General features: G+C 47.0%; 18 protein-coding genes. 15 read left to right on the top strand and 3 right to left on the bottom strand.

From position 1 onward, the window contains the following. The first annotated feature begins 2 nt into the window (after positions 1-2). The 13 genes from rluB (at position 3) to arsH (ending at position 15,784) form a co-directional block, all read left to right on the top strand. Positions 3-1,769 (top strand): 23S rRNA pseudouridine(2605) synthase RluB, encoded by a 1,767-nt coding sequence (rluB, locus tag ICN16_RS06425; RefSeq protein ID WP_216135815.1) that lies wholly within the window; start codon positions 3-5, stop codon positions 1,767-1,769. 173 nt (positions 1,770-1,942) lie between these two features. After that, a complete protein-coding gene (rimP, locus tag ICN16_RS06420) occupies positions 1,943-2,434 on the top strand; it encodes a ribosome maturation factor RimP (RefSeq protein ID WP_215303141.1) in 492 nt (163 codons plus the stop codon). Next, positions 2,431-3,912 (top strand): transcription termination factor NusA, encoded by a 1,482-nt coding sequence (gene nusA, locus ICN16_RS06415; protein ID WP_216135813.1) that lies wholly within the window; start codon positions 2,431-2,433, stop codon positions 3,910-3,912. The genes rimP and nusA overlap by 4 nt, the downstream gene beginning before the upstream one ends. Positions 3,913-3,925: 13 nt before the next feature. After that, complete coding sequence (gene infB / locus ICN16_RS06410) at positions 3,926-6,709, top strand: translation initiation factor IF-2 (RefSeq protein WP_216135811.1); 2,784 nt, start codon at positions 3,926-3,928, stop codon at positions 6,707-6,709. 14 nt (positions 6,710-6,723) lie between these two features. Beyond that, the gene (gene rbfA / locus ICN16_RS06405) at positions 6,724-7,092 is read left to right on the top strand and encodes a 30S ribosome-binding factor RbfA (protein ID WP_216135809.1); all 369 of its coding nucleotides are present in this window, start codon (positions 6,724-6,726) and stop codon (positions 7,090-7,092) included. A gap of 6 nt (positions 7,093-7,098) precedes the next feature. Then, on the top strand, positions 7,099-8,010 hold the full coding sequence (gene truB, locus ICN16_RS06400) for a tRNA pseudouridine(55) synthase TruB (RefSeq protein ID WP_216135806.1): 912 nt from the start codon (positions 7,099-7,101) through the stop codon (positions 8,008-8,010). 51 nt (positions 8,011-8,061) lie between these two features. Continuing rightward, on the top strand, positions 8,062-9,879 hold the full coding sequence (gene typA / locus ICN16_RS06395) for a translational GTPase TypA (protein ID WP_216135803.1): 1,818 nt from the start codon (positions 8,062-8,064) through the stop codon (positions 9,877-9,879). Positions 9,880-9,973: 94 nt separating this feature from the next. Further along, on the top strand, positions 9,974-12,343 hold the full coding sequence (locus ICN16_RS06390) for a Tex family protein (RefSeq protein ID WP_216135800.1): 2,370 nt from the start codon (positions 9,974-9,976) through the stop codon (positions 12,341-12,343). A 73-nt stretch (positions 12,344-12,416) separates the two neighbouring features. Next, positions 12,417-13,172, top strand: a complete 756-nt coding sequence (modA, locus tag ICN16_RS06385; RefSeq protein ID WP_216135797.1) for a molybdate ABC transporter substrate-binding protein — start codon at positions 12,417-12,419, stop codon at positions 13,170-13,172. Between the two features lie 37 nt (positions 13,173-13,209). Next, positions 13,210-13,539, top strand: coding sequence for a helix-turn-helix transcriptional regulator (locus tag ICN16_RS06380; protein ID WP_216135794.1), 330 nt, complete (start codon positions 13,210-13,212; stop codon positions 13,537-13,539). After that, on the top strand, positions 13,536-14,015 hold the full coding sequence (locus tag ICN16_RS06375; RefSeq protein WP_216135792.1) for an arsenate reductase ArsC: 480 nt from the start codon (positions 13,536-13,538) through the stop codon (positions 14,013-14,015). Before ICN16_RS06380 ends, ICN16_RS06375 begins: the two co-directional genes overlap by 4 nt. Further along, positions 14,012-15,064 carry an ACR3 family arsenite efflux transporter gene (arsB, locus tag ICN16_RS06370; protein WP_216135790.1) on the top strand — a complete coding sequence of 351 codons (1,053 nt, stop codon included), beginning with the start codon at positions 14,012-14,014 and terminating at the stop codon, positions 15,062-15,064. The genes ICN16_RS06375 and arsB overlap by 4 nt, the downstream gene beginning before the upstream one ends. Next, positions 15,065-15,784 carry an arsenical resistance protein ArsH gene (gene arsH / locus ICN16_RS06365; RefSeq protein ID WP_216135788.1) on the top strand — a complete coding sequence of 240 codons (720 nt, stop codon included), beginning with the start codon at positions 15,065-15,067 and terminating at the stop codon, positions 15,782-15,784. Positions 15,785-15,796: 12 nt separating this feature from the next. Here the strand turns inward: arsH and ICN16_RS06360 are convergent, their stop codons facing one another. From ICN16_RS06360 to ICN16_RS06350, 3 genes are all read right to left on the bottom strand, one after another. Continuing rightward, positions 15,797-16,033, bottom strand: a complete 237-nt coding sequence (locus tag ICN16_RS06360; RefSeq protein WP_216135787.1) for a hypothetical protein — start codon at positions 16,031-16,033, stop codon at positions 15,797-15,799. A gap of 70 nt (positions 16,034-16,103) precedes the next feature. Next, positions 16,104-16,529 (bottom strand): universal stress protein, encoded by a 426-nt coding sequence (locus ICN16_RS06355; protein WP_216135786.1) that lies wholly within the window; start codon positions 16,527-16,529, stop codon positions 16,104-16,106. A 114-nt stretch (positions 16,530-16,643) separates the two neighbouring features. Beyond that, positions 16,644-17,417: a TSUP family transporter gene (locus ICN16_RS06350; protein WP_216135785.1), complete on the bottom strand. Its 774-nt coding sequence runs from the start codon at positions 17,415-17,417 to the stop codon at positions 16,644-16,646. A gap of 123 nt (positions 17,418-17,540) precedes the next feature. Between ICN16_RS06350 and ICN16_RS06345 the strand changes: the two genes are divergently transcribed. Further along, a complete protein-coding gene (locus ICN16_RS06345; RefSeq protein ID WP_216135784.1) occupies positions 17,541-17,783 on the top strand; it encodes a type II toxin-antitoxin system Phd/YefM family antitoxin in 243 nt (80 codons plus the stop codon). Further along, complete coding sequence (locus ICN16_RS06340; protein WP_216135782.1) at positions 17,780-18,043, top strand: Txe/YoeB family addiction module toxin; 264 nt, start codon at positions 17,780-17,782, stop codon at positions 18,041-18,043. Before ICN16_RS06345 ends, ICN16_RS06340 begins: the two co-directional genes overlap by 4 nt. The last annotated feature ends 6 nt before the right edge of the window (positions 18,044-18,049 follow it).

Raw genomic sequence — 18,049 nt, 5'->3', positions numbered from 1 at the left:
TAATGACAAGTCATAACGAAAACGATTCATCTCCGATTAAGCCCACATCGGATAATTCTCCTGGTTCTGAATCTGCATCCAATAATGCAGACGGCGCGAAGGGTGAAGGGCGCGAAGGCGGTCAACGTCGTCCACGCCGCCAAGGCGCCGGCGCTAGTAAACACCCTTTTAATAAGAAACGCCCATTCAATAAAGATCGGCCTCGTCGTGAAGGCGGTGAGTCTAGTGGCGCGCGCGAGGGTGGCAATCATTCCGCCGCTAAGCTAGCGCCGAATCCAGCTGAGAGCGAGGCTTTATTTGCATCAGTGGTTTCTGGAGAATTCGACGCTGCATTAGATGCGCCTGAAGTCCTTGAGGTTAAAAATCCTGATGGTCTAAATGAGAGTGAGATTTCTCATCAGACTGGTGCTGAGCGTCGTGCACAACGAGTGCGCCATGACGAAGATGCCGATACGCCTAGCGACGATGAGATGAGCAGTTTGCAATTTGCAAACATCGATGATTTACCACTGAGCTTGCGTGATGAAGTTTGGTCAGACTTAGATGGTTTGGACGACGACGCTGACGACGAAGATACCGTGAAGTTGCACAAAGTGCTGGCTGATGTCGGTATGGGTTCACGTCGCGATATGGAAGACTTGATTATTCAAGGGCGCGTATCCGTAAATGGATTGCCAGCCCATATTGGCCAACGTATTGGGCCAACCGATCAGGTACGCATTAACGGCAAGCCTGTGCATCGCAAGATTCAGACTAAGCCACCGCGCGTGATCATGTATCACAAGCCTGCTGGCGAGATTGTGAGTCAGTCCGATCCTGAAGGTCGTCCAACAGTATTTGATCGATTGCCAAAACCGCGTCAAGGACGTTGGATAGCAGTAGGGCGTTTGGACTTCAATACAGAAGGTCTCCTACTCTTTACAACTTCTGGTGAATTGGCGAATCGCTTAATGCATCCACGCTATGGTGTCGAGCGCGAATATGCTGTCCGTATTTTGGGTGATTTGAGTCAAGAAAATATGACTCAATTGAAGAGCGGTATTACCTTGGATGACGGCCAAGCCAAATTCTTACGACTTTCTATGGGTGGTGGTGAAGGTGCAAACCGTTGGTACCACGTTGCCTTGACTGAAGGTCGCAATCGCGAAGTGCGTCGTATGTTTGAAGCAGTCGGGCATGTCGTCTCTCGCTTGATTCGTACGCGTTACGGTATTTTCTTATTGCCTCCACGTTTAAGAAGGGGTAAATGGGAGGAAATTGAAGCCGGCGGCATCTACAACCTGATGAAGTTTGCAGGCTTAAAAATGCCTCAGCCGCAAGATAAAGGTCGTGGTCCAGCTTCTGGAGCTCATGGACGTGATCGTAATCCTGCTTCAGGCGGGGATTTCCAGCCAGATCCAATGCAAACCTCAGTTTCTTACTGGGGTTCACGAGATGCATTAACCCAGGCCAGTGGCCATGGTGCTCTAACCCATCAAAGTAGGGGTGGTAAACCTGGTGGCGGTGGTTCGAGCGAAGGCCGAGGCCCTTTCCGAGGTCGTACCCAAGGCGGTCGTCCCGGTGCAGGTGGCCAGGGCGGTCAAGGTGGCGGACAGGGTGGCCAAGGTCAAAACCGCAATAAAGGCAAGAAAGTCCATCATGGACAGTCTGCTTTTGTGACGGCAAGCCCCCAAAGTCCAGGAAATGGCCCTAAACGGGGTGCACCAAAAGGGCGTAAACCTTTCAATAAAGGCCCTAGAAAACCGCGAAATCCAGGCGAAAGCTTCTGATTTCTATCGGTTTTCCTCTAAATCGGCTATAATTTCGGTCTTACAGCAGTTCGCTGCTGTTTTGAGTTGTTACCGACTGATGTTGCGATCAACGTAAGTCGGCCTGTTCTGAATTTCGAGAATATGGGCTTTGAAGCCCATTTTTTTTTGCCGTTTTGGATTGAAGGGTATTCGTGAAGGATCAGCGGATTATTTCTGCAGAAGTAGAAAACCTAGGGTACACGCTAGTGGATATCGAGCGTGAAGCCGGAGGTTTGCTGCGTGTCACGATTGAAAACCCGGATTACGAGCGTTTGATTAATGTCCAGGATTGCGAAAAGGTAAGTCACCAACTGAGCTACACCTTGCCAGTGGAAAACATTCCCTTTGAGCGTCTAGAGATTTCTTCTCCTGGTCTAGATCGCCCTGTGAAGTCAGCGGCTGATTACGAGCGCTTTTCTGGAATGGAAGTGGATTTGAAGTTGCGAGTTGCCGTTGGCGATCGCAAGAAGTTTCGTGGTGTGTTGCAAGGTTTGCTGAGTGGTGAATTAGATTCGCCTGATGCGAAATTTGGTTTGTTGTTTGAAGGTGCTGATGGCACTGAATCTCAATTGGAGTTTTCTTTAGCCGAGGTCGATAAGACTCGGTTGGTCCCTGTTATTGATTTCAAAGGAAGAAAGTCATGAGCCGAGAAGTTCTCATGTTGGCAGACGCCTTAGCGCGTGAAAAGAACGTAGATCAAGCGATTGTGTTTGAGGCGCTAGAAATGGCGTTGGCATCAGCCACTAAGAAACGTTATCCGACAGAAGATGTGGATATTCGTGTATCGATTGATCGCGAGTCTGGTGAATACGAAACCTTCCGTCGCTGGTTGGTTGTTCCTGATGAAGCGGGTCTCCAGGAGCCGGATAAAGAAATCCTCCATTTTGAAGCGCTCGAGCAATTCCCTGACATGGAAGTTGGCGAATTTATCGAAGAGCAAATCGAATCTTTAGCCTTTGGCCGTATCGGTGCACAAGCTGCTAAGCAGGTGATCTTGCAGCGTATTCGTGATGCTGAGCGTGAGCAGATTTTGAACGACTACCTTGAGCGTGGCGAAAAAGTCATGACCGGTACCGTGAAGCGTGCTGACAAGAATGGTTTGATTATTGAGTCTGGTCGAGTTGAGGCGTTGTTACGTCGCGATCAAATGATCCCGAAAGAGAACCTCCGTTCTGGTGACCGTGTTCGCGCCTATATTCTGAAAGTTGATCGTGAAGCCCGTGGCCCACAGATCGAGCTCTCACGTACTTGCCCAGATTTCTTGATCAAGTTGTTTGAGAACGAAGTTCCAGAAATGGAGCAGGGTTTATTAGAGATTAAAGGCGCAGCTCGTGATCCTGGTATCCGCGCAAAAATTGCCGTGATTACTTATGACAAGCGTATCGATCCAATCGGTACCTGCGTTGGTGTTCGTGGCACACGCGTTACTGCAGTGCGTAATGAAGTAGCTGGCGAAGCAGTGGACATCGTGTTGTGGTCAGAGGATCCAGCGCAGTTTGTGATTGGCGCCTTGGCTCCAGCTCAAGTGTCTTCTATCGTGGTTGACGAAGAGCGTCACGCCATGGATGTGGTAGTTGATGAAGAGAATTTGGCAATCGCGATTGGCCGTAGCGGACAGAACGTTCGCCTGGCTAGTGAGTTGACTGGTTGGCAGATCAACATCATGACTCCAGAAGAGTCTGCTGAGAAAACAGAAAAAGAAGCTGCTTCTGTACGTCAATTGTTTATGGACAAATTGGACGTTGACCAAGAAGTTGCTGACATCTTGATTGAAGAGGGTTTCAACACATTGGAAGAGGTTGCTTATGTACCTCTTTCTGAAATGTTAGAAATTGATTCTTTCGACGAAGACACAGTAAATGAATTGCGTACTCGTGCGCGTGACTCCCTCTTGACCATGGAATTGGCTAAAGAAGAGCGCGTTGGCGAAGTCTCACAAGATTTACGTTCCCTCGAGGGAATGACTACTGAGTTGATTGCCAAGCTTGCTGACAATCAAGTTCACACACGTGACGACTTAGCTGAACTGGCTGTTGATGAGCTAGTTGAGGCGACACAAATTGACGAAGAAACCGCGAAAACGCTCATCATGAAAGCGCGCGAACATTGGTTTACTTCATGAGAGGAAGTAGTACATGGCAACAACAGTAAAAGTACTCGCTAAAGAATTAAAACGTACCGCGCCTGACCTTCTGGAGCAATTGAAGGCGGCCGGTATTGAAAAAGGTTCTGAGGACGACAGCATTACCGAAAAGGACAAGACTGTCCTGCTTGAGCATTTGCAAAAAGAGCATGGAAGTGCAGATACAGGTAGTCGTAAAAAGATTACTTTAATCAAGCGCGAAAACTCCGAGATTCGCCAGGCAGATTCTGCTGGTCGTACTCGTACCGTTCAGGTTGAGGTTCGTAAAAAGCGCGTACTAGTTAAAGCAGGAGATAAAGCTCCTGAAGAGACTCCAGCTCCGGTGGCTAAAGAAGTTGCCCCTGCAGCTCCCGCTAAACCTATCCTTTCTCCTGAAGAGTTAGAAAAACGCGCAGCTGAAGCGACTCGTCAAGCTGAGTTACTAGCTCGTCAAGAGGCGGAAATGAAAGCGGCAGAAGATGCTCGCCAAAAAGAAGCTGACGCTGCAGCTGCTGCAAGCGCTGCCGAGCCTGTTGTTGAGAAAGCAATCAAGTCAGATGATGATGGTTCTGCAGCCGCTGCAAAAGCTGCTGACAAGAAAGCGCAAGCTGATAAAGCTGCCAAAGACGTCGCTGATGCCAATAAAGCACAGTTGGCCGATATTACAAAACGTCGTGCTGCTGCTGAGGCTGAAGCTTTAGCGATTCGCGACATGATGAGTGCACCTGCACGTGTTCTCAAGGCGCCAAGTGAAATTGCTGCTGAAGAAGCTAAAAAAGGCACGCTGCATAAGCCTGCTAAAGCTGAAGGTGCTGACGATAAGAAAAAAGCAGTTGCCAAGGTTGGTGGCAAGACAATTAAGTCTGCAGAGACTTCCTCTACTTGGCAAGAAGAGGGTGCCAAGAAACCTGGTGGTCTTAAGACTCGTGGCGACAGCTCTGGCGGTGTAGGTGGTTGGCGTTCAGGCGGTGGCCGAAGAAAGCAACGTCAAATTGCAGAAGCCAACGTCGATACCAATTTCCAAGTTCCAACAGAACCAGTTGTACGCGATGTTCATGTTCCTGAAACTATTACGGTTGCTGAGTTAGCTCACGCAATGGCCGTGAAGAGTGCTGAAGTGATCAAGCTCTTGATGGGTATGGGTCAGATGGTAACCATCAACCAGATCTTGGATCAAGATACTGCCATGATCATCGTAGAAGAAATGGGCCACACTGCTCATGCTGCTAAGTTAGATGATCCAGATTTAGATCTCGGCATTACTGGTCACGATGCAGAGTTATTGCCGCGTCCACCAGTTGTTACGGTGATGGGTCACGTTGACCACGGTAAAACATCTTTGCTCGATAAGATTCGCGCAGCTAAAGTTGCTACTGGCGAAGCCGGTGGTATTACGCAACACATTGGCGCTTATCACGTTGAAACTCCACGCGGCATGATTACCTTCCTCGATACTCCGGGTCACGAAGCCTTTACGGCAATGCGTGCTCGTGGTGCTAAGGCAACGGATATCGTGATCTTGGTTGTTGCAGCCGATGACGGCGTGATGCCGCAAACGAAGGAAGCTATTGCTCACGCAGTTGCTGGTGGCGTTCCTATTGTTGTTGCAATTAATAAGATTGATAAGCCAGAAGCGAACTTAGAGCGCGTTAAGACTGAGTTGGTTGCTGAGCAAGTGGTTCCAGAAGAGTACGGTGGTGATGTGCCATTTATTGGCGTTTCCGCTAAAACAGGTGACGGCATTGATGCCTTGCTTGAGAACGTACTCTTGCAAGCAGAAATTTTGGAACTCAAGGCAGCGAAAGATGCTCCAGCGCAGGGTCTCGTTATTGAGGCGCGTTTGGATAAGGGTCGCGGTCCTGTTGCCACTATTTTGGTTCAGTCTGGCACGCTCAAGCGTGGTGATATGTTGTTGGCTGGTTCAACCTACGGTCGTGTTCGTGCGATGTTGGATGAAAACGGCAAGCCATGTAACGAAGCTGGTCCATCTATCCCTGTAGAGATTCAAGGTTTATCCGAAGTTCCTGCAGCAGGTGAAGCAGTGCAAGTAGTTCCTGACGAGCGTAAAGCGCGTGAGATCGCACTCTTCCGCCAAGGCAAGTTCCGTGATGTGAAGTTGGCTAAACAACAAGCATTCAAACTCGAAACCATGATGGAAAACATGGAAGAGGGTGCTATTGAAGCGAAGTTGTTGCCATTGATCATCAAGGCGGACGTACAAGGTTCTCAAGAAGCATTGTCACAGTCATTGCAAAAGCTCTCTACTGCAGAGGTGAAAGTTCAAATCGTTCACGCAGCGGTGGGTGGAATTACTGAGACCGACGTTAACTTGGCCGTTGCTTCTAAGGCCGTCATTATTGGCTTTAACTCTCGTGCGGATGGTGCAGCTCGTAAGTTAGCTGAGAACAATGGTGTCGATATTCGTTATCACAACATTATTTATGACGCGGTTGATGAAGTGAAAGCGGCCTTAAGCGGCATGTTGACACCAGATAAGAAAGAAGAAATCACCGGTATGGTGGAGATTCGTCAAGTCTTCTTGGTATCTAAAGTTGGCGCGATTGCAGGTTGCTTGGTGCTCGATGGTGTTGTTAAGCGCACCTCTAGTGTCCGCCTCTTGCGTGACAACGTCGTAATCTGGACTGGCGAATTGGATTCTCTCAAGCGCTTTAAAGATGATGCAAAAGAAGTTCGCGCCGGTGTTGAATGTGGTCTGTCATTAAAAGGCTACAACGACATCAAAGAGGGCGATCAACTTGAAGCGTTTGAAGTTACTGAAGTCGCTAGAACACTTTAAGAGTTATTGAGTTAATGCATAAAACTAGTCCTCATCGTAACCAGCGTCTCGCAGATCAAATTCAGCGAGACCTGGCCGAGCTAATTCCTCGTGAATTGCGTAGCCCAAGCCTAGGTTTGATTACTTTGCAAAGTATTGAACTCACGCCAGATTTGGCCCATGCAAAAGTCTTTTTTACCGTCTTAGGCGCTGAGCCTGAAGTGGCATTGAAGGCTTTGCAGGATAAGGCAGGCTACTTACATTCTTTATTGTTCAAGCGTTTGCATATTCATACTGTGCCAACCTTGCATTTCCACTACGACAGTTCTGTTGAGCACGGCATTGAAATGTCTCGCTTAATTGAACAGGCGGTGGATAGTGATCGCAAAGACGAGAACGCGTAAATAGCTATGTCTGTACGTATCGATGGTGTAGTCCTGCTTGATAAACCTGCTGGCATGAGCTCGCAAGGTGCGGTTACTGCCGTGAAGCGTGCATTCAATGCAGAAAAAGCAGGGCATACCGGCACTCTAGATCCGATGGCTACAGGCTTGCTCCCAATTTGCTTGGGTGAAGCAACAAAGTACTCTCAGGATTTATTAGAGGCTGATAAAACTTATATCGCTCAAGTCAAATTCGGTCAGCGTACTGATACCGGAGATGCTGAAGGTTTAGTGATTGAAGAGCTTCCTTTGCCCGCATTTGCTGATGACGCTGCTATTAAGGCTGCATTAGATGCTTTATTGCCAGCTTTTACTGGTCCAATTAGTCAAGTTCCGCCAATGTATTCAGCCCTCAAGCGTGATGGCAAGCCCTTGTATGAGTACGCTCGTGCTGGAGTTGAGTTGGAGCGCGCTCCACGAGATATTACGATTCATGCAATTCGCTGGACTAATGTCAATTGGCCTGAAGCTACTTTAGAAGTCAGCTGCAGCAAAGGTACTTATATTCGCGTATTGGCAGAAGATATTGGTAAGGCATTAGGTTGTGGCGCCCATTTAGTTGGCTTGCGTCGTACCGAAGTTGGCCACCTTACTTTGGAGCAGTCTTTCACAATCGAGTCCATCCAAAAGTGCTTGCAAGATAGCTCAAGTTACATCTTGCCAGTCGATGCACTCTTGCAAACCTTGCCCCACTTAACGGTGGATGAGCAACAAGCAAAACGTTTAGAAATGGGTCAACGAGTCCCACTTAATTTACCTTCGATAGAAGCGCTAGTGCGTATTTATCGTGCAACTGCAGCACCACATAACTTTATTGGCACTGGTGATTGGCGTTCTGGGGTTTTACATCCCAAGCGCTTGATTTCTTCTGCTCATTAAAAAACTTAACCCCTTATTTATTAACCTTATTCTTAACTTCAGAAGCTTCACATGACTAAACGCGCACTTCGTAATATCGCCATCATCGCCCACGTTGACCACGGTAAAACTACTTTGGTTGACCAACTCTTGCGCCAATCAGGCACATTCCGCTCCAATGAAAAAATGACCGAACGCGTCATGGACTCAAACGACTTGGAAAAGGAGCGTGGCATTACTATTTTGTCTAAGAACTGTGCGGTTGAGTATGACGGCACACACATCAACATCGTAGATACACCAGGACACGCCGACTTCGGCGGTGAAGTAGAGCGTGTGCTCTCCATGGTTGACGGTGTTTTGCTTTTGGTTGATGCGGTTGAAGGCCCTATGCCACAAACTCGCTTCGTAACCAAGAAAGCTTTGGCTCTTGGTTTGAAGCCTATCGTTGTGATTAACAAAGTTGACCGTCCAGGTGCTCGTACAGACTACGTGATCAATGCTACTTTTGAATTGTTTGACAAATTAGGTGCAACTGAAGAGCAGTTAGATTTCCCAGTGGTGTATGCATCTGGCCTGAACGGCTATGCTGGCTTGACTGATGATGTTCGCGAAGGCGACATGCGCCCATTGTTTGACACAGTATTGAAGCACGTTCCAGTGCGTGATGACAATCCAGAAGGTCCTTTGCAATTGCAAATTACTTCTATTGAGTACAGCACTTACGTAGGTAAGATCGGTGTAGGCCGTGTAAACCGCGGAACTGTGAAGCCGTTGATGGATGTTGTGTTTATGGACGGCCCTGATGGCGTTCAACGCAAAGGCCGTATTAACCAAGTATTGAAGTTCCGTGGCTTAGAGCGTGAGTTAGTTGACGAAGCTCAAGCGGGTGACATCGTATTGGTAAACGGTATTGAAGACTTGGCTATCGGCACAACGATCTGCGCACCAGATACTCCAGAAGCATTGCCTATGCTCAAGATTGATGAGCCTACTTTGACCATGAACTTCATGGTGAACACCAGCCCATTAGCTGGTCGTGAAGGTAAGTTTGTTACTAGCCGTCAGATTCGTGAGCGTTTAGATCGCGAATTGAAATCAAACATGGCGCTGCGCGTTAAAGAAACTGACGACGACACCGTATTTGAAGTGTCAGGTCGTGGCGAATTGCACCTCACCATCTTGGTAGAAACAATGCGTCGTGAAGGTTACGAGTTGGCAGTTTCCCGTCCACGCGTTGTTTTCCACGAAGTGGATGGCGTGAAGATGGAGCCGTACGAGAACTTAACAGTTGACGTAGAAGACACCACTCAAGGCGCCGTAATGGAAGACTTGGGTAAGCGTAAAGGCGAATTGCTCGACATGGTGAGTGACGGTAAAGGTCGCACACGTCTAGAGTACCGTATTCCTGCGCGTGGTTTGATCGGCTTCCAAGGCGATTTCATGACCATGACTCGCGGTAACGGTTTAATGAGCCACACATTTGATTCTTATGCACCTGCAAAAGACGGCATCTTGGGTGAGCGTCATAACGGCGTATTGATCAGTCAAGATGATGGCGAAGCAGTTGCTTATGCTTTGTGGAAATTGCAAGACCGCGGTCGTATGTTTGTGAGCCCTGGCGATCCTTTGTATGAAGGTATGGTTATCGGTATTCATAGCCGTGACAATGATTTGGTTGTTAACCCGATCAAAGGTAAGCAATTAACCAACGTTCGCGCCTCAGGTACTGATGAAGCTGTTCGTTTGGTAACACCAATCGCGATGAACCTTGAGTACGCTGTTGAGTTTATCGATGATGATGAATTGGTTGAAGTAACGCCGAAGAGTATTCGTATTCGTAAGCGTTACCTCAAGGAGCATGAGCGTAAAAAAGCCTCACGCGACTAAGCTACTCCAAGCTGCACAACAAAAGTCACCTCCGGGTGGCTTTTGTTCTTCATTGAAATCCAAATTCCAAAAATAATAGTAAAAATAGATCCCCATGCTGCCATCCATTGAACAACGCCTTGCCCAAGAGTTATCCGCTAAACCCGCTCAAGTTGCTGCTGCCATTGCTTTAATGGATGAGGGTGCAACCGTACCTTTTATTGCGCGTTACCGCAAAGAAGCAACTGGTGGCTTAGATGATGCGCAGTTGCGATTGCTGGAGGATCGCCTAGGATATTTGCGCGAGCTAGAAGAGCGTCGTAAGGCGATTGTTGCCTCAATTGAAGAGCAGGGCAAGATGACGCCAGAATTGCTGAAGGCCATTATGTTGGCCGAGGATAAGACGCGCTTAGAAGATCTCTATCTTCCATATAAGCTCAAGCGACGTACTAAGGCGCAAATTGCCCTAGAGGCAGGATTAGAGCCTCTAGCAAATGATTTATTGGCTAACCCCATGCTGAACCCGGAAGTGGAGGCCGCTAAGTACCTCAAAGAGGCATTTAAATCTGATCAGGGTGATAACCCCGGTGTGGTCGATACCAAAGCTGCGCTCGAAGGTGCTCGTCAGATTTTGATGGAGCGCTTTGCAGAAGATGCCGGTTTAGTGCAATCTCTCAGAACGTATTTACAAGAGCATGGTGTTGTTGAATCTAAAGTGATAGCTGGCAAAGAACAAGAGGGTGAAAAATTTGCCGATTACTTTGATTACTCTGAGCCTATTTCTGCAATTCCGTCACATCGCGCGCTAGCTCTATTTAGGGGGCGACGTGAACAGATGCTGATGGTCAACCTACGTCTCGATACTGAAGAAGAAAAGCCGAAATGGGATGCGCCGCATAACCCATGTGAATCCCGCATTGCCAACCAATTTAAGATTAAGAATGAAGGTCGCCCTGCAGACCAATGGCTAGCAGAGACTGTGCGTTGGACTTGGCGTATTAAGTGCTCCATGCATTTGGAATCAGAGCTGATGAGCGCCTTACGCGAGCGCTCTGAGACTGAAGCGATCAATGTATTCGCACGCAATCTGAAAGATTTGCTATTGGCTGCACCCGCAGGCCCTAAAGTCACAATTGGCCTAGACCCAGGCATGAGAACGGGTGTGAAGGTGGCTGTGGTCGATGCCACCGGTAAAGTGGTGGATACCGATGTAATCTACCCACACCAGCCTAAGAACGATTGGGATGGCTCATTGCATACGCTTGCTAAATTAGCCGAGAAGCATAAGGCGACTTTAATTTCAATCGGCAACGGTACAGCTTCACGCGAAACAGACAAGTTGGCGCAGGATTTAATCAAAGCTAAGCCAGAACTGAAGCTCACCAAGATTGTTGTATCAGAAGCAGGAGCATCGGTTTACTCCGCCTCTGAGTACGCCTCAAAAGAGTTGCCTGGTATGGACGTGTCATTGCGCGGTGCGGTATCGATTGCGAGAAGGTTGCAAGATCCTTTGGCAGAGTTGGTAAAGATTGATCCGAAATCGATTGGCGTAGGTCAGTACCAGCATGATGTGATGCAGACTCAGCTAGCCAAGTCATTAGTGGCGGTTGTGGAGGATTGTGTGAATGCGGTGGGTGTAGACGTTAACACGGCATCAGCGCCTTTACTGGCGAGGGTTTCAGGGCTGAGCAGCACGGTTGCTGAGGGTATTGTTACTTACCGAGATAGTAATGGCGCATTTCAGACGCGGGCAGATTTGCGTAGCGTGCCGCGCTTAGGTGAGAAGACTTTTGAGCAGGCAGCTGGTTTCTTGCGCATCATGAATGGTAAAGATCCATTGGATGCATCAGCGGTCCATCCTGAATCCTATCCCTTGGTAGAGAAAATCCTGAAAGACATCAAGAAGGGCGTCAAAGAAGTCATTGGTGATGCAGCTATTCTGAAAGGCCTCAGCCCAGAAAAGTATGCTGATGAGAAGTTTGGTGTTCCCACCGTCACTGACATCATTAAAGAATTAGAGAAGCCTGGTCGTGACCCACGTCCCGAGTTCACTACCGCAACGTTTAAAGATGGCGTAGAAAAAATCAGCGATCTCAAGACGGATATGATTTTGGAAGGCGTTGTGACAAACGTTGCAGCCTTTGGTGCATTCGTGGATATTGGCGTTCATCAAGATGGCCTGGTGCATATCTCTGCATTGGCTAATACCTTTGTGAAGGATCCGCACACCGTAGTTAAAGCTGGGCAAGTTGTTAAGGTAAAAGTGCTGGAAGTGGATGAAAAGCGTAAGCGGATTGCACTGACGATGAGGCTCTCTGATGAAGCCCCTAAAGCATCCGCAGGCGCAAAACCTGAGCAAAGACCGAACCGACCAGGCGCCCCGCGAGCCTCAGAACCGAGAAGGCCTCAGGAAGACAGAAGATCTGCACCTCCAATGAATAATGCAATGGCAGATGCCTTGCGTAAACTCAAGGGCGGTAGTTAGTAAAAAATCGTTACACTATTGAAAATAGAGTGAAACAAAAGATAGTCATAGAGATAAAGAGCAAATAATCCTCATGAAACATATCCTGTCAGCTTTATTGGCCTTCTATGCCTTCGTGTCAATTTCATGGGCCCAAACCGCGCCAACAATAGCTGCAGCCTCAGATCTCAAGTTTGCTTTAGAAGAAATTGCTGCCAACTACAAGTCTGATAAAGGGCAGGATGTGAAGTTGGTGTTCGGCTCATCAGGTGTCCTCTGGCAGCAGATTAAAAATGGCGCACCTTTTGGTTTGCTCATGTCTGCTGATGAAGCTTATATAGATGACTTGTATAAAAATGGCCTAACAGTAGATGAGGGCAGTCTTTATGCAATCGGCAGAATTGTTCTCTTGCAAAAAAAAGGCAATTCAATCAAGCTCAGCGCTGACAAAGATGGCCTAATTAAAGCGATTCAGGCGGCAAAGAAAATCGCCATAGCCAATCCAGATCATGCCCCTTACGGCAGGGCTGCAAAGGAATATCTCATGAACATTGGGGCTTGGGATCAGGCTCAGCCTAAGTTGGTATTTGGGGAAAATATTTCTCAGGCGACGATGTTTGCTCTGACGGGATCGGCTGATTTTGCGATCTCCGCTTTATCTCTAGCCTCATCACCACAAATTCAGGCTCAGGCAAATGATGTGTTGATACCAGATAGCCTTCATAAGCCGCTGAAGCAAAAGATGGCTCTGATTAAAAATACCGCCCCAAGCGCTAAGGATTTCTACCTCTACCTTAGAGGGCCCAAATCAAAGCAAGTAATGACACGTTATGGTTTTGCCGTTCCGTAGTCATCAATTTGTAATATAGTTCGATTATTATCGAATTATGAAAAATACCGAAGCTATTCAGGCATTTATTGCCTTGGGACAAGAGTCACGTTTAAACGTGTACCGCCTCATTGTTCAAAAAGGGGATCAGGGTCTGTTGCCATCGCAAATCCATGAAATGTTGGGCATTCCGAACGCGACGCTCAGCTTTCACCTAAAAGAGCTGTATCAGGCCAATCTCATTAATGTTGAGCGCCAAAGCCGCAATCTCATCTATAGGCCAAACCCTGGCATGGTTGAAGAACTCAGCGAGTTTTTATTGGCTAACTGTTGTGGCGGTAAATCATGCAAAACCACTAAATCTACCAAGAAAGCAAAGGCGTCATGAAGCAATACAACATTCTTTTCTTATGTACCCATAACTCAGCTCGTTCGGTACTGGGTGAGGCATTAGCGTCCACCCATCCTAGCGGTAAGTTTGTGGGTTATTCAGCTGGCTCAACACCAGGTACGAGCGTTAATCCAATTGCTGCTGATATTGCAGAGGAGCTGGGAATGGACCGTACTCTTTTGAGATCTAAAAGTTGGGATGAATTTGGGCTAAAAGATGCACCCAAGATGGATTTTATTGTGACAGTTTGCGATAACGCTGCTGGCGAGGTATGTCCATTTTGGCCCGGTCAACCTGCTACTGCCCACTGGGGCTTCCCTGATCCATCAAAAGTGCAGGGAACTGATTTAGAGAAGCGAGCCGCTTTTAATGAAGTGAAGAATGGACTTAAAAGACGTTTAGATATTTTGGCTGCAATGCCATTGGAAAAACTCGACTCCATGAGTCTTAAGGAAATACATACCAAAGCATGAGCTCATTAACTAAAAAACTATCATTTCTAGATCGTTACCTAACGGTATGGATCTTTGTTGCTATGGCAGTCGGCATCGCCTTGGGTCATTTCATTCCCGGTACAGAAGATTTTATTAATTCTTTCCAAGTCGGCACAACCAATCTTCCAATTGCCATTGGCTTGATATTGATGATGTATCCACCGTTTGCCAAGGTTCGTTACGAAGATTTGCCTGATGTATTTAAGGATAAGCGCATCTTTGGTATCTCGATTTTGATGAATTGGATTATTGCGCCTACTTTAATGTTCTTTTTAGCAATTACTTTTGTTCCTGACCAGCCGGAATATATGGCTGGCCTGATTCTGATTGGTATTGCACCTTGCGTTGCGATGGTCATTATTTGGAATGATTTGGCCAAGGGTTCCGCTGAGTACGCTGCTGGCTTAGTGGCATTTAATGCAATATTTCAGGTGCTGTTTTTTAGTGTCTACGCTTATTTCTTTCTCACAGTGCTGCCGCCATACTTTGGTCTGGCCGGCTCTAATGTAAGTGTAGGTATGGGGCAGATTGCTGAGAGTGTATTTGTTTACTTGGGCATTCCTTGTATTGCTGGAATATTGACCAGGGTGGTAATGCTTAAATTCATGACTAAAGAACATTATCACGAGCAGTTCGTGCCACGTATTGGGAAGGTCACCTTAATTGCATTGCTCTTCACCATCATCGTCATGTTTAGCCTTAAGGGTGGGGTGATCTTGACTCTTCCTTTGGACGTCGTGACTATTGCTGTTCCCTTGTTGATTTTCTTTGTGGCGATGTTCCTCTTGACCTTTTTTATCACTGGCAAGATGGGAATTGATTACAAACGCTGCTGCACCTTATCGTTTACTGCCTCAAGTAATAACTTTGAGTTGGCTATCGCTGTAGCGATTGCAGTATTTGGAATTAACTCAGGAGCAGCATTTGCAGCAGTCATAGGTCCATTGGTGGAGGTGCCCATCATGATTGGCCTGGTTACAGTGGCATTGTGGTTTAAAGAAAGTTTTTTCAAAAAGGATGTGGCTTAAGTGTTTGAGTCTCCGCTTGAATTCCCATCTCTAGTTGAGGATCTCTTTCAGATTCCTGAGCTTGATAGATTGCAAATTCATACAGGCTCACATGCCCCGCGATTTTTGATGTTGTATGGTTCTCTGCGCGATAGGTCTTATAGTCGCCTATTAACCTACGAAGCAGCTAGATTGCTTACAGCTATGGGCGGCGAAGTAAAGATCTACGATCCAACTGGTCTGCCTTTAGTTGACAGTGTTCCCGATACCCACCCCAAGGTAAAAGAGTTGCGTGAATTGGCGTTATGGGCGGAAGGTATGGTTTGGACTTCCCCTGAGCGCCATGGCGCAATGACGGGGTTATTAAAGACTCAGATTGACTGGATTCCGCTTTCTGAAGGTGCTGTTAGGCCAACTCAGGGAAAAACATTGGCTGTGATGCAGGTATGTGGTGGCTCTCAGTCATTTAATGCCGTCAATCAAATGCGAATTCTCGGCAGATGGATGAGGATGATTACGATTCCCAATCAGTCTTCAGTTGCTAAAGCTTTTGCAGAGTTTGACGAGGATGGGCGCATGAAGCCATCCTCCTTCTATGATCGCGTAGTGGATGTAATGGAAGAGTTGTACAAGTTCACATTACTCACTCGTGGTATTAGTGAATACCTAACAGATCGCTATAGCGAGCGAAAAGAGACTGCAGAAGAGTTATCTAAACGCGTAAATCAACGATCAATTTAGTTGGTTAATTTATCAGGCGCGATAAGGCCTTACAAGAGTCTCTAAGCCAAACGCATCATTCGCATGCCTGAGTTCGTCAATAGAAGTTCTAAGCGCCTTAAGTTCCTTGCAAGACAGCTTGCGTAATTTTTTACGATCCATGCCATAGGTATCCACCAGGTAGCGTGCTCTAGATAGGCATATTTGTAGGCGAATCAGCCAATACAGGGCAAAAATTCCTGGTGCAAATAAGAGAAGCAAAATACTCATTTATAAACCCATAAAAAAGGCCGTCACACGGACGGCCTATTGAAGTTAATCCGATGATTAACCTTTGTGCTTATTTAACCAATAAAACAGGTTGCTTAGCTGCATTGCTTACCTTTTGGGCAACAGAGCCCATGATGGCGTCAACAATGCCGCTACGACCTTTTGATCCCATTACCACTAGATCAAATTTCTCTTTATTGGCCAAGGCAATAATTTCATTGGCAACATTGCCGCGCTTAATCACCATGCTGTGTTTTACAGCCGCTGTATCAAGTGCTTTCTGAGCTGCCTTGAGTTCTTTCTCGCTGACTTCGCGAAGATAGTCATCAATTACGCTGTTGGCCACAAATTGCTTGACATGACCCAGGCCGATATCGTCATGGACGCTGATCAGGGTTACTGTGCACTTGCTGCGCAAATCTTTAGCCAACTTTCCAACATACTTGGCCGCATTGAGCGAAGACTTGGAGCCGTCAACTGGTAATAAAATTTTCATTTGTCCCTCTATTTTTGTAGTTAATAAACTGCACCTGCATATGACTAATTTACTATGAAATTCACCATAAATCTACGAATAACCCACTAATCCATTGAGATATTGATTGTGGGCTTATTTCAGAAAAGCGTCATAGAAGGTTTTGATGATGAGAATGGTGACCAGAATGAAGAAGCCTTTACGGATAAAGGAGTTGCCATGCTTGATTGCAATCTTGGTGCCGATTTGACCGCCCACCAGATTGGCGCTGGCCATGAGTAAACCTAGCTTCCAGTCAAAGTAACCTAGATAGAAGAAGACACAGAGTGCGCCTAAATTTGAGGCAATATTGAGGCACTTGGCCGGCGCTGCAGATCGTAAGAAATCAAATCCCAATATGCGGGTATAGAAGAGTTTGTAAAAGGCGCCAGCTCCAGGCCCCAGAAAGCCATCATAAAAGCCAATCATTCCAGCACCAGCAGACGCAATCGCTTTTTGTTTGTGGTGTTGGTGTTTGGGTGCATGAACTAGACCAGCGCTAGATTTGATATTAAAGATGAGTAGTGCCAGCAGCAAAAATGGTAGGGCACCTCTGAGCCATTCAGTTGGTAATTGGGTAACAAGATATGCCCCTGCAACCGAAGCGAAAAAAGCAAACGATGAAGAGATGATGACTAGACCCCAAGGGCTCTTATTGGCTCGGCTGTACTGAATGGCTGAACCAATCGTGCCCACGATCGAACCAAACTTATTAACGGAGAGCAGGGTGGCTGGTGGAAAGCCTGGAAGGGCGGCAAAAAGGGCTGGCACCTGAATCATTCCACCACCACCAATAATGGAGTCAACCAACCCCGCAAATAAAGCGCAGGCCAGCAATAAGCCAAGGTCGAATGTGGAGAGTTCAAGCATGTTGTCTATTTATTTTCTAGTTCTTATGGGTGCTGCTGGCCTATTTTAGAGGGGTTTTTGTTAAGAGTTAGTGTGTTGACAAAGCGTACGTTTTTACGTACCATAGGCCCATTGGAGGAAGTGATGGATGCAATAACTGCAAGTGAGGCGCGGGCCGGTTTGTATCGACTGATTGATCAAGCTGCTGACTCGCATCAGCCGGTATTAATTTCTGGGAAGAGGGCGAATGCGGTCTTGGTTTCAGCTGAAGACTGGAGCGCTATTCAAGAAACTCTTTACCTAATGGCAGTTCCAGGTATGCGTGAATCTATAAAAGATGCCATGACAGAACCTTTGGCTAAATCTAAGCGGACGCTGAAGTGGTGAGTTGGGATTTAGCCTACTCCAAATATGCCCTCAAGGATGCAAAAAAAATATCAGCCGCAGGTTTAAGAGATAAAGCTCAAGCCTTATTGGATATTTTGGAGATAGACCCCTTGCAAAATCCACCCCCTTATGAAAAGCTGGTTGGTGATCTTGCTGAAGCCTACTCGAGGCGTATCAATATTCAACACCGATTAGTTTATGAGATCTTCAAGAAAGAGAAGACGGTGCGCATCTTGAGAATGTGGAGTCACTATGAGTGATTCACA

The organism is Polynucleobacter sp. es-MAR-4, assembly GCF_018882055.1.
In the GTDB taxonomy this organism is placed as follows: Bacteria; Pseudomonadota; Gammaproteobacteria; order Burkholderiales; family Burkholderiaceae; genus Polynucleobacter.
The sequence above is the reverse complement of the archived record's forward strand: the minus strand, read 5'-3'. Positions and strand labels throughout refer to the sequence as shown.

What these genes read in the sequence shown, in the direction of transcription:
- modA (WP_216135797.1), top strand. Translation starts at nt 12,417, where the DNA reads ATGAAACATATCCTGTCAGCTTTATTGGCCTTCTATGCCTTCGTGTCA.
- truB (WP_216135806.1), top strand. Translation starts at nt 7,099, where the DNA reads ATGTCTGTACGTATCGATGGTGTAGTCCTGCTTGATAAACCTGCTGGC.
- ICN16_RS06375 (WP_216135792.1), top strand. Translation starts at nt 13,536, where the DNA reads ATGAAGCAATACAACATTCTTTTCTTATGTACCCATAACTCAGCTCGT.
- typA (WP_216135803.1), top strand. Translation starts at nt 8,062, where the DNA reads ATGACTAAACGCGCACTTCGTAATATCGCCATCATCGCCCACGTTGAC.
- ICN16_RS06345 (WP_216135784.1), top strand. Translation starts at nt 17,541, where the DNA reads ATGGATGCAATAACTGCAAGTGAGGCGCGGGCCGGTTTGTATCGACTG.
- nusA (WP_216135813.1), top strand. Translation starts at nt 2,431, where the DNA reads ATGAGCCGAGAAGTTCTCATGTTGGCAGACGCCTTAGCGCGTGAAAAG.
- ICN16_RS06390 (WP_216135800.1), top strand. Translation starts at nt 9,974, where the DNA reads ATGCTGCCATCCATTGAACAACGCCTTGCCCAAGAGTTATCCGCTAAA.
- infB (WP_216135811.1), top strand. Translation starts at nt 3,926, where the DNA reads ATGGCAACAACAGTAAAAGTACTCGCTAAAGAATTAAAACGTACCGCG.
- ICN16_RS06355 (WP_216135786.1), bottom strand. Translation starts at nt 16,529, where the DNA reads ATGAAAATTTTATTACCAGTTGACGGCTCCAAGTCTTCGCTCAATGCG.
- ICN16_RS06350 (WP_216135785.1), bottom strand. Translation starts at nt 17,417, where the DNA reads ATGCTTGAACTCTCCACATTCGACCTTGGCTTATTGCTGGCCTGCGCT.
- ICN16_RS06380 (WP_216135794.1), top strand. Translation starts at nt 13,210, where the DNA reads ATGAAAAATACCGAAGCTATTCAGGCATTTATTGCCTTGGGACAAGAG.
- arsB (WP_216135790.1), top strand. Translation starts at nt 14,012, where the DNA reads ATGAGCTCATTAACTAAAAAACTATCATTTCTAGATCGTTACCTAACG.
- ICN16_RS06360 (WP_216135787.1), bottom strand. Translation starts at nt 16,033, where the DNA reads ATGAGTATTTTGCTTCTCTTATTTGCACCAGGAATTTTTGCCCTGTAT.
- rluB (WP_216135815.1), top strand. Translation starts at nt 3, where the DNA reads ATGACAAGTCATAACGAAAACGATTCATCTCCGATTAAGCCCACATCG.
- rbfA (WP_216135809.1), top strand. Translation starts at nt 6,724, where the DNA reads ATGCATAAAACTAGTCCTCATCGTAACCAGCGTCTCGCAGATCAAATT.